Raw genomic sequence first — 10,085 nt, forward strand, 5'->3', positions numbered from 1 at the left:
CAGCACAACAATCCTAGCCAAACCGCCGAATCCATACCCACAACACCAATAATTACCTCAAATCACAAAGAATCCTGTTGACAGATGCAAGTTTATCTGTATCCTTTAATACAAATATATTTGTATTCTAGATGCTAAGGATTCAAGCACCATGTCGCACTCACCTTACGCTGAACATCTCATCGAACGAACCGCACACGGGTATTCATTGAACCGTATTGAAGCGGTGAAACTACCCCCGCGACAATCACTCGCACTGCTATATAAATCTGCAGGCCTAACTCAGGGACAGATCGCAGAGGAAATGGATTGCAGCGCCGATAACGCCCGCAACCTTATCCGCGAGCTGCATTTCAAACTACAGACCACCCGGGAAACGGCTCTAATAGCCCGAGCATTTCTAAACGGCTACCTGCGACTACTGAACTTCATGGCGGCCGCTTTCCTGATCGGATTGACAACCCTCAGCAATCCAGCAAGCGCTAGCCGCGACCCCGATCAACTCCGTGTTCGCCATCGCCCAGGGCGAACACATCGCACGCGAAACAACAAAAAAATCATCCCTTGGTGGGATGAAGAACAAGGCAAGTTTTTCATCGACGACTATAGCGGAGGCATAAAGCCATGGCAGTAACCGAAACCAATATCCTGATTGGGGTCTCGGGCGTCTCAGGCACTGGACGGCATGGCGCCGCGATGTACCTGGCCCGCCACCTGGAACTGCGCCCACATGCGATTGCCCTCCCTATCCTTCGGTGCTGCGCGGCGACCATCAACATGGATTTTGAGATTTTTAAAAACCTCGAAAAAGATCAAACGATAGGCATGCTCGGTAACCGGACAAAGCGGCAGTTCCTTCGCGATGTGGGAAAGTTTTACCGCGAACAAGTCGATGTGTTTTTTCTACTCCGCCAACTGGAGCACCGCATCCAATGCGAGGAGGCATCCAATAATCTATTTAACGGCAATCTTGTTACAGACGTCAAACTGGACACAGAAGCCGAGTGGGTACGGTTTAACGGCGGCCAGGTGATCCACATAAAGCAAGACAAAGCGCCAGCTGATTTTGATGTGATCGACTTAGGCGTGGAGGTCGACCGCGCCGATATCGTCATTCAGAACAACGGTACCGTGGAACAACTCCACAAAAAACTGGACAGCGTTATCCAGCTAATCCGCACCAATAGCGGACTACCCGTAACGTAAGCGGTGACCACTATGAAAAAGGCGCGCGACTTAAAACTCAAACCTGGCGAGCACGACAGCAACAGTGCTGCCGAGGTACTTGGTGTCTCAAAGCTGAAGTTGCTAAAAACACTGCGCGAAGTCGGTTTTTTGCAAACCGACACCAAGCACGGCATGGCTGGCGATCGGCACAACCTCCCCCGCGACGGCATCAAGCGCCTGGGTTGGGCATACACGCAAAAGCTCACCTTTGGTGATGGCCCCAACCGTGAGCGAAATCGCGAGTACTACATCGTGATATTCACGCGCCGCGGCTTTCTCGAAGTAAAAAAGATCATGCAGGACCCAGACGGCTACGAAATGCCCGAGATGCCGCCAATTGATCTGCAAACCCAGATCACACCCGCGGGCAATGTACGAAAAAGAACCATCAAACAGCGCGCCGAGGCCGCACACCGCAGCTACCTGAAAGATCTCAAAAATATAGGTATCGAGATCGACGGCAGCGTGGCCGACAACTAACAGTTGAGGAGCCATTATGAATGTTGAGATACCCAAAGGCGTTAAAAAATGGGCCCAGGACCTCAAAGAGCTGCACCTGATCAACACAGAGAAGTTAAGCACCGATGAGCGAAAAACGTTAACGGAAAATGAAAACAACCTGGCCAAAAAAATCGCGCTTTACGTCATTTATGAGTTAGATGAAGCCGGTACACTAGATTAACCACAGGCATAACTTTTTAGGAGCGAAACATGCCATACAGACCAGACCTCTATATCCACACCGTCTCAGAGCTAAACAGCGGCCGGCGGCAAGAGGAATTAAGCAAAAAACTAAACGAACTGGTAAACGCGTGCCGGGACACTGGTAAAGCAGGCAGCTTGACACTGAAAATCAGCATCAAACCTGACAAGGGCGAGACCGGACAATACTTTCTGGAGAGCGCCATCACTGAAAAACGGCCGGAGTTCGAACCGGGGAAAACCATAATGTTTGGCACGCCCGACGGCAACTTACAACGCAGCGACCCGCGCCAAGGAAGCCTGGACTTCCGGACCATTGGCGGAACAGATCAACCCGCAAAGTCGGTCGCTGAAACGACTCAGGAAACACGAGAGGTTTAACCCTCACTCACTTGAAACTCACAGGAAAAACCATGGACCAGAATCAGTGCAATATCCAACACGCTATTGAAGCGGGCAAAAATCAGACGTTTTCGGCTGAGCATTTTGGTGTCCCAACCTATGTGATACCTCGAGACATGAAGATCGAAGCGCTGGAAGCACTCGCACTAAAGCACCAGGAGAGACCAACGCGGCTAGAACAACGTATCACACTGCTCAGCCCGGAAAGCTTTATCGATTACCACAACCGCTACGCGAGCCAACATTCCACCATTTTTGTTGACCCGGCCGCCGGGCTGTTTGTCTCTGTATTGGACTACCATCAGTCGCCAACAGAACCCGCCTGGGGTAGTCATATAGCTGAATACAAATGCCCGCACACACCAGAGTGGAAACAGTGGACCAAGCATCACAACGAGCACATGAGCCAGGAAAATTTTGCGCTATTCATCGAGGAAAACTACAAACAAATCGATGAACCGAATCCAGCCGAAATGCTGGAAATCGCGACCACACTGAAAAGCAAAACCGACGTAAATTTCAAATCGTCAATTCGGTTGGATAATGGGCAAAACCAAATCCAATACGAAGAAACGATCAATGGCCAGGCCGGCATCATGGGGCAACTGGAAATTCCCGAAGTTTTTAAGCTGGTCATACAGCCCTTTCTCGGATCGCCCGCCTATAAAGTCGAAGCGCGGTTCCGCTATCGCAACCACGGCGGCCAATTGAAAATGTGGTACACGCTGATCACGCCACATCTCGTCATTGAGGACGCCGTTAACGACGTCATTGCCTCAGTGGAGGACGGGACCAACCTGGGCCAACTTCTGCGCGGCGAGCACCCGCGCTAACCCTACCCTTTGCTGGTGGTCGCTTGCCCCGCCTTCGGGCGGGGATTTTTTCTAAATTCAGGAATGCACAAATGAACAAAATGGAAATCCGACACTTTCACCTCTTCTGCGGGATCGGCGGCGGCGCGGCCGGTTTTAATCGCGGTCAGGCACGGATAAACGGCCTTGAGGGAAAATTTCGCTGCCTGGGCGGCATCGATGTCGATCCTAACGCTATTAAAGATTTCAACACCGTCAGCGGCGTACCGGGCGCCGTGCTCGACCTGTTTGACCGACAGCAATACATCGACTGGCACGGCCAGGAACCGCCCAGCGATTGGCAAGAGGCGACGCCTGACGACATCCGACGTGCTGCCGGCAACGAACGCCCACACATGGTGTTTACCAGCCCCCCATGCAAAGGGTTTTCTGGCCTACTTAGCCAACGCGTCAGCGCCACAAAACGCTACCAAGCGCTAAACCGATTAACCGTGCGCGGTTTGTGGCTCACACTCGAGGCGTGGCGAGATGACCCGCCCGAGTTTGTTTTGCTGGAGAATGTACCGCGTATCGCTACCCGCGGCGGTCCCCTGCTGGACCAGCTCGAGGCCATGCTATCGCACTACGGTTACACCGTGGCCCGCACCACGCACGACTGCGGCGAACTGGGCGGGCTGGCGCAGAGCCGCCGGCGCTTTCTGTTGGTGGCGCGGCACGCCGAAAAAGTGCCGCCGTTTTTGTATGAGCCGGTAACCCGCCCCCTGCGCGGTGTCGGCGAGGTGATCGGTAAACTCCCGGTACCGGGCACACCCGGCGCCGGCGCCATGCACCAACTCCCGAGCCTGCAATGGAAAACCTGGGTTCGTCTGGCCTTTGTCGAGGCGGGCAGCGACTGGCGGTCCCTGCGGCGCCTGGCGATCGAGAACGGCTACCTGCGGGATTACCTCATTACCCCCGAGCGGTACGGCCACCGCGGCGCCCTGGGCGTCGTGGGCTGGGATGAGACCGCCGGCACCGTTACCGGCCAGTCCAGACCCGCCAACGGCCGGTTTAGCGTGGCAGACCCCCGGTACCCAGGCGGCCACGAGTATGGGCAGTACGGGGTGCGCACTTGGTCCGAGACCTGCGGCGCTGTCAGCGGTCAGTCGGCACCCGGCGGCGGCCGGTACGCCATTGCTGATCCCCGGCTATCCGGAGTGAGACACAACAATGTGTACCGCATTATCCCCTGGGACCGCCACAGCGCTGCGGTGACCGCTGGTGGCGGCCCTAGCGCCGGCGGCCTGGCGGTGGCCGACCCGCGCCCGCACATACCAGGCAAACCATTCCCCAAGTACCGAGTAACACCTTTTGCCCAACCGGCCCACACCGTTATCGCCGGTAGTGGCAAGGGCGAAGGGGCGTTTGCCGTCGCCGATCCACGCACAGGCATCGATCGCCACCAGGGCGATCACTACCTCACCGCCAACCACTATGGCGTGCTGCCCTGGGATGCCCCGAGCGGGTCTGTGACGGCCAGCGCTAAACACGACAACGGGCAGTGGAGCGTGGCCGACCCGCGGGAACTCCCCGCCCCCACCGACAACTTGGTGACCATGATCCGCGCCTTGGATAACACCTGGCATCGGCCGTTTACCACGCTCGAGTTGGCGGCTCTGCAGGGACTGGTGGATACCGACAACGACCTCACCCTATGCGGCAACAGCCACAGCGCCTGGCGCGAACGCATTGGCAACATGGTACCACCACCCGCAGCACAGGCTATCGCCTCAGTCATGGGGACTACCCTGCTACTGGCCTGGAGCGGAGAAACGTTTGTACTCGGGTCTACGCCGATATGGGTACGCCCGTTAGCCATTGCGGCAACCATCAAAAACAACCCACCGCAGGACACGCTATGAAAAACATCGACAGCACGGACAGATACATGGTGTTAGACACCGAGGACATCGGCGATGCCCTGTCATTCGCGGAGATAAAGTGTCTACGACGGCTTGAGAAAAAAATCGACGGCTACCGGCAATCCAAAAACAAACCACCTCTACAGTATGGAGTGGTGGACCCCGACTGGGATAAAAAACTGTTAGACGGCCGCACAGTGGTGCAGTCGATCACGCATGCAGAAAACAGCCGCCGACCGTTTAGCGCCACGGTGTCTATGGGACTGCTTACGATTGAGTCCGGGATTAACCCCATCATTCAAGCATTTCAAAATTCGTATCACTCGTTCGACCTCGGTGTGCAGATCACCAATCGAGCCGGCTTTGTCCAGGACATTGTAGATGTGCTGTCGCGGAAGGTACCGGGTATTGGCGCCATGTTTTACGCCAGCACCAACACGGCCGCCGTCGAGGCGCTGAGCCAAGGCAGTCAACACGCCGCTGTCAAATGCCAATACAACAACGCATCTGCGGGAGAGTAACCAATGGACGACAACAAATTCGAACAATGGGCCATCGTCGAACTGATGGGCCACCAACGCATGGCCGGCTGGGTCACCGAACAGCAAGTCGGCGGGACTAATTTCGTGCGGGTCGACGTGCCCGCCGCTGGCGACAATCCGGCATTTACACGGCTATTGGGATCATCGGCCATCTATGCGATCAATCCAGTGACCCAGGAGATTGCCACAGCGGCCGCTAACGCGTACAAGTCGGCGCCGATTAGCGCGTATGAATTGCCGCGACAACCCTACAGCGGGCGCAGCCTGGAGTCTGACTGTGACGATGACGAACAGGAAATCTAACGCTATGTAGTAGCGGGAGGCAGCAATGGCCAGTGCGGCACAAAAACTACCAGACTGCTCAAACCGACGGTTACTGGTCTACGCCAGGATAGACAAAACAGCCTGGGGTACATTGATCATTGAGGCTGAAAAACGCGGTCGATTTACAGAACAGGACAAAATGCGGGCGATAACGATGTGGCCACTTGATGATGATTTCACTGCGGCTGTTGTCAGCGATGATATTACAACTGCAACCGCACTCATTATTAAAATCGAGAATGATCTAACGGCAAACTGGCAGAGTCACACCGGACGGAAACTGTAAAGCATGGCAAACCTACACGACATCAAACGACAAACTACCTCGATGATTCGGTGGTTACACGTCTTAGACTGCGGACTGCACGGCGATCCAGCACAGCTAGGTTCAGGGCAAGGATCAGCATTTCAAAAATGCATGGAAAGGATGGGCTTTACACTGCTATCCAAAACCCAAGCCGCAAAGGAAAACCTTGCGTTGAAACCGCAACAGAAACCCATCGTCCGGCGCTACTACGATGCACCCATCAGCGCCTATTACGATTTGTACTTGATCGAACAATTTAATGCAAAGAAAAGCAGAGGGAGAAAAACATGATAGTGTTAGCTCTGATTATCGCTCTACTACAATGCACTATTGCCGCAAGCATTTTTGTCCATATTGCCCCCGATTTGTGGACGGCGAGCTACTACCCACCTGTGCTGCAATTGATCGTTACCGCGTTTGGCGTTGTCTGTGCGGCTACAGCGGTCCTTTTGGTATATGTTGCTGTGCGGTTTGCGGGAGAGAGTGAGGTTGTTGTCGTTGAAGCTGAAAAACTGCGCGCATACTTCAAGGCCGCGAACAAACCCGTCAAAGAACCCATTGTAGCGGATGACTGGGAGAAGGGTCTGCAAGTAGGTATCAATCACATGGCCATCCTGGCGCTCCACGAGATCGAGCACGAATGTTTTACGATTAGCGGCTATCAACCTAGGCGTGACAGCCGCAATGCCATAGCACCTGGAGACGAGTAATGGCCGACAAAACAGGTATCGAATGGACGGACACGACCTGGAACCCGATACGGGGTTGCTCGCGCGTGTCAGAGGGTTGCCGCAACTGTTACGCCGAAACCGTCGCGAACCGGTTTAAACGCTCCGGACAGCCCTATCATGGGCTGATAGCTAAAGGCGGGCAGTGGAACGGTGAGGTTAAGTTGGTGGACTACAAACTCGAGGACCCATTACATTGGATAAAGCCCCGGAGGGTGTTTGTAAATTCGATGTCCGATCTGTTCCACGAGAAAGTGCCGGAGGATTACATCTGGAATGTTTTTGCGGTGATGGCATTAACGCCGCGACACACGTTTCAGATTCTCACCAAGCGCCCGGAGCGCATGCTCAAGTTTATGCAACACCTCAACAGCTCGCCCGACTATTTGGGAGATGTGGCGGCGCAGTATGTCGAGTACGACAAAATCCCGGAACACAAACATTGGCCGCCCAGAAATATTTGGCTGGGCGTGAGTGTTGAAGATCAGCTAACGGCAGACTATCGAATTGCACTACTGATGGAATCGCCAGCCGCTGTCCGCTGGGTGTCGATAGAGCCGATGATCGGCGGCGTCAATTTAAAAAAAATCGCAGTCGGTGGTGGTTACGTCGATGCACTCATCGGCGCGCGACCTGCCTGGCACCCACTCGATTGGGTCGTTGTCGGCGGCGAGTCCGGACACAATGCCAGACCGATGCAAGCAGATTGGGTGCGCAATATTCGAGACCAGTGCGCCGACACAAAAACAGCTTTCTTTTTCAAGCAGTGGGGAGCATGGGCGCCGAATTGGTATAACGATGACAACGGCAACATGATCCCCGGCAGTGAATGGCTAGACCGGACCGGCCAAAAAAAAGCGAAACCGGTATTAGACGGTAGAGAACATACCGAATGGCCTAACACGGAGACCTCCTATGGTAATTGTAAATAACCACGACAATTTAGTTTTCGATGAATGCAGCCCGGACTGCCACCTGCAAGTAGAGCAAAGCCAGGGCCAGCTCTTTGCGTTCGTGCAGTGTGTTGACGCCTCATTACAAGAGCACCGCAGCGGCAAAAATCGGGGGACCAAGCGCTACTGGGGCAAGTTCGACTGGAGCACTAAAGAAGAGTCTATCAGGGCCATTTTACACTACGGCGGCAAGTGGCCGACGCTACCCAAATCCCAATAATGTACGGAGGTAGAGATATGATAAAGATCGATGAAGTAAATAATCCCGCTAGCTGTTTAAACAAAGCAAACGATGACGAGCTTTTGTTTGTACTGCTAGAGCGAGACAAAGCTGCCGCTGATACAGTTAGATACTGGTGTCAAAGACGCATAGAACTGGGGTTAAACAAACCTGATGACAAACAAATTATAGAGGCTATGCATTGGGTAGATCAGGTTTCATTGATTTGATTCTAAGACGCAATTTTGTACCGGCAGGGAGTTTTAGAAGTGGCGGAAATCAGCTTTTCTGACTGGCAAAAAAAGCTGGTATTTGTGGCACAGCAAACCAAGCAGGCCATGGATAAAAATCGGCCATTTGTTAGGTGCGGATGCCAGAAAAAGCTGTGGATGCAGAATGCATACAAATGCCTCTATTGCGGCGAGTGGTACTGTAAAGAGTGCGCCGAAATCCACTTTGGGAAAACCGTTGCGGAGTACCGGGCGCAACACCCTGTAGCTGTACTAACTGAGACATAGATATCCATATGAATCAAGCAAAAAATCAGAGCGATATTTTCATCCAGCTACTTAAAGCCCAGCAGAAAATAGAGAGTCTCAAGCCCAAATTGAAGGCGGCGCCCTGGCAAATCGAGGTGGGCGCAGTCAAGGTCATAACGCACGACTTTTTGCCTAACGGCACTATATTGGTCAGCCGTGAACTTGGCGATGCGCTTTTTACCGCTCTGAGTGAACAAGCAAACGACTGTACTAACTGAGAGATAAACCATGCCAACCCCAGATTTTGCGCAGATCGAGAAGGAAGCCGTTGCAGGAAACTATAAGCCCCTAAGACGACTTTCCCGCGCGGAGCGGGTGGCGTTTATTGAAGACCTCGAAAGCTGGAACTCTACGCGAGCCCTGGCGATGGCGATGGCGAAGCTTATTATTTCAGGAGAGATAAATGCGGCAAAGAGTTAGAGGTGAAAGCAAGTGGAAAGGCAAGCTGCATGTCATACAAGATATGGCCGGTCTTGCCTCGACACAGGAAATTGCAAACGAGTTGGGCGTTTCTGTTAACAACCTGCATAAAATTTGCCATCGCAACTCGATTTCATTGCCACGCGACCCGAAATCCTATACAGGGCCGAAAGGAAAAAAGAGGCAAGCGGGTGATATCGAATGCGCTAAAAACCTGTTGAGAGAAGCCGGGTATGTCGTGGTTTCTCCGGCCAGCTTTTAGTCGCCCGTGAATGTACTAACTGAGATCATCTTAATGAGAAAGAACCCTAGAAAAACGGTGGTGTCCGTTGAAGTTAGATCAAATACCGGCCCAACCAAAACTCTTTTCCGTGAGTGCGCCGCTGCCGTCCTTGAGTGCGGACATAAAATAGATTGCGGGGTCGGCGTCGAATACGCGCGATCAAAAAAAAGAATGGCCTGCAGTGAATGCATAAATTTAGCCAGCGGTTTCAACGAAGAACACACCGAAAAGATAGTCTGCCCAAGGTGTGGACTAGCCCAGGACGCAACGGTGCAGCATACAGTCCCTTGGGACACCTATGTTCATCATTGTGACTGCGGCCACACTATAACTGAGAGCGAATGGCAACAGGTATGAAACACGAACAAATGCACTGCCCTTTTTGCGGTGGCACCAACCTGCTAACCAATATCTGGGACGTTGACGACCAAGAGGTTGACGCCCTCGAGTGTGACACCTGCAAGGCCGGCGCGCCGATGGCAGCGTGGATGAGGCACAACGCAACAACGCTGGGAAACACCTGGATTGATGGATCAGTGCCAACCCAACCTGGGCAGCAGGTTGTACGTTATTATCTGGCCAATGACGGCAGTGCCATTGGCCCGATCATTTCCACACCGGTTCGTGCCGACGGCACCACAACCTACAACGGCAAACCGATTTACAAACCCACAGTCTGGTGGCTGGCTCTGCCGCCACTCCCACAAACTGCAGAGGACTAAACG

The 10,085-nt window shown here is 53.5% G+C and carries 20 protein-coding genes; all 20 read left to right on the forward strand.

All coding sequences use genetic code 11. From position 1 onward, the window contains the following. The first annotated feature begins 151 nt into the window (after nucleotides 1-151). Nucleotides 152-634 (forward strand): helix-turn-helix transcriptional regulator, encoded by a 483-nt coding sequence (locus FKG94_RS03195; protein ID WP_142902757.1) that lies wholly within the window; start codon nucleotides 152-154, stop codon nucleotides 632-634. Further along, on the forward strand, nucleotides 625-1,206 hold the full coding sequence (locus tag FKG94_RS03200) for a deoxynucleotide monophosphate kinase family protein (protein WP_142902758.1): 582 nt from the start codon (nucleotides 625-627) through the stop codon (nucleotides 1,204-1,206). Before FKG94_RS03195 ends, FKG94_RS03200 begins: the two co-directional genes overlap by 10 nt. A 12-nt stretch (nucleotides 1,207-1,218) precedes the next feature. Then, complete coding sequence (locus FKG94_RS03205; protein WP_142902759.1) at nucleotides 1,219-1,707, forward strand: hypothetical protein; 489 nt, start codon at nucleotides 1,219-1,221, stop codon at nucleotides 1,705-1,707. Between the two features lie 16 nt (nucleotides 1,708-1,723). Then, nucleotides 1,724-1,909 carry a hypothetical protein gene (locus tag FKG94_RS03210; protein WP_142902760.1) on the forward strand — a complete coding sequence of 62 codons (186 nt, stop codon included), beginning with the start codon at nucleotides 1,724-1,726 and terminating at the stop codon, nucleotides 1,907-1,909. 158 nt (nucleotides 1,910-2,067) lie between these two features. Then, nucleotides 2,068-2,310 carry a hypothetical protein gene (locus FKG94_RS03215; protein ID WP_142902761.1) on the forward strand — a complete coding sequence of 81 codons (243 nt, stop codon included), beginning with the start codon at nucleotides 2,068-2,070 and terminating at the stop codon, nucleotides 2,308-2,310. A 32-nt stretch (nucleotides 2,311-2,342) separates the two neighbouring features. Further along, the gene (locus FKG94_RS03220) at nucleotides 2,343-3,164 is read left to right on the forward strand and encodes a YfdQ family protein (protein WP_142902762.1); all 822 of its coding nucleotides are present in this window, start codon (nucleotides 2,343-2,345) and stop codon (nucleotides 3,162-3,164) included. 71 nt (nucleotides 3,165-3,235) lie between these two features. Continuing rightward, nucleotides 3,236-5,044 carry a DNA cytosine methyltransferase gene (locus tag FKG94_RS03225; protein WP_142902763.1) on the forward strand — a complete coding sequence of 603 codons (1,809 nt, stop codon included), beginning with the start codon at nucleotides 3,236-3,238 and terminating at the stop codon, nucleotides 5,042-5,044. Further along, nucleotides 5,041-5,565 (forward strand): hypothetical protein, encoded by a 525-nt coding sequence (locus FKG94_RS03230; protein ID WP_142902764.1) that lies wholly within the window; start codon nucleotides 5,041-5,043, stop codon nucleotides 5,563-5,565. The genes FKG94_RS03225 and FKG94_RS03230 overlap by 4 nt, the downstream gene beginning before the upstream one ends. 3 nt (nucleotides 5,566-5,568) lie before the next feature. Then, the gene (locus FKG94_RS03235) at nucleotides 5,569-5,889 is read left to right on the forward strand and encodes an acetyltransferase (RefSeq protein ID WP_142902765.1); all 321 of its coding nucleotides are present in this window, start codon (nucleotides 5,569-5,571) and stop codon (nucleotides 5,887-5,889) included. A gap of 25 nt (nucleotides 5,890-5,914) precedes the next feature. After that, a complete protein-coding gene (locus FKG94_RS03240; RefSeq protein WP_142902766.1) occupies nucleotides 5,915-6,196 on the forward strand; it encodes a hypothetical protein in 282 nt (93 codons plus the stop codon). Between the two features lie 3 nt (nucleotides 6,197-6,199). After that, nucleotides 6,200-6,508, forward strand: coding sequence for a hypothetical protein (locus tag FKG94_RS03245; protein WP_142902767.1), 309 nt, complete (start codon nucleotides 6,200-6,202; stop codon nucleotides 6,506-6,508). Next, nucleotides 6,505-6,927, forward strand: coding sequence for a hypothetical protein (locus FKG94_RS03250; protein ID WP_142902768.1), 423 nt, complete (start codon nucleotides 6,505-6,507; stop codon nucleotides 6,925-6,927). The genes FKG94_RS03245 and FKG94_RS03250 overlap by 4 nt, the downstream gene beginning before the upstream one ends. Beyond that, nucleotides 6,927-7,877 (forward strand): DUF5131 family protein, encoded by a 951-nt coding sequence (locus FKG94_RS03255; protein WP_142902769.1) that lies wholly within the window; start codon nucleotides 6,927-6,929, stop codon nucleotides 7,875-7,877. The genes FKG94_RS03250 and FKG94_RS03255 overlap by 1 nt, the downstream gene beginning before the upstream one ends. Then, nucleotides 7,861-8,118, forward strand: a complete 258-nt coding sequence (locus FKG94_RS03260) for a hypothetical protein (protein ID WP_142902770.1) — start codon at nucleotides 7,861-7,863, stop codon at nucleotides 8,116-8,118. Before FKG94_RS03255 ends, FKG94_RS03260 begins: the two co-directional genes overlap by 17 nt. A gap of 17 nt (nucleotides 8,119-8,135) precedes the next feature. Next, nucleotides 8,136-8,348 carry a hypothetical protein gene (locus tag FKG94_RS03265; RefSeq protein ID WP_142902771.1) on the forward strand — a complete coding sequence of 71 codons (213 nt, stop codon included), beginning with the start codon at nucleotides 8,136-8,138 and terminating at the stop codon, nucleotides 8,346-8,348. Nucleotides 8,349-8,387: 39 nt separating this feature from the next. After that, on the forward strand, nucleotides 8,388-8,636 hold the full coding sequence (locus tag FKG94_RS03270; RefSeq protein ID WP_142902772.1) for a hypothetical protein: 249 nt from the start codon (nucleotides 8,388-8,390) through the stop codon (nucleotides 8,634-8,636). An 8-nt stretch (nucleotides 8,637-8,644) separates the two neighbouring features. Continuing rightward, entirely contained in the window at nucleotides 8,645-8,875 is a 231-nt protein-coding gene (locus FKG94_RS03275) for a hypothetical protein (RefSeq protein ID WP_142902773.1), read from the forward strand. Nucleotides 8,876-8,885: 10 nt separating this feature from the next. Next, a complete protein-coding gene (locus FKG94_RS03280; RefSeq protein ID WP_142902774.1) occupies nucleotides 8,886-9,077 on the forward strand; it encodes a hypothetical protein in 192 nt (63 codons plus the stop codon). Continuing rightward, a complete protein-coding gene (locus FKG94_RS03285; RefSeq protein WP_142902775.1) occupies nucleotides 9,061-9,339 on the forward strand; it encodes a hypothetical protein in 279 nt (92 codons plus the stop codon). Before FKG94_RS03280 ends, FKG94_RS03285 begins: the two co-directional genes overlap by 17 nt. A gap of 374 nt (nucleotides 9,340-9,713) precedes the next feature. Then, a complete protein-coding gene (locus FKG94_RS03290) occupies nucleotides 9,714-10,082 on the forward strand; it encodes a hypothetical protein (RefSeq protein ID WP_142902776.1) in 369 nt (122 codons plus the stop codon). Nucleotides 10,083-10,085: the final 3 nt, after the last annotated feature.

Source organism: Exilibacterium tricleocarpae, from assembly GCF_007004655.1.
In the GTDB taxonomy this organism is placed as follows: Bacteria; Pseudomonadota; Gammaproteobacteria; order Pseudomonadales; family Cellvibrionaceae; genus Exilibacterium; species Exilibacterium tricleocarpae.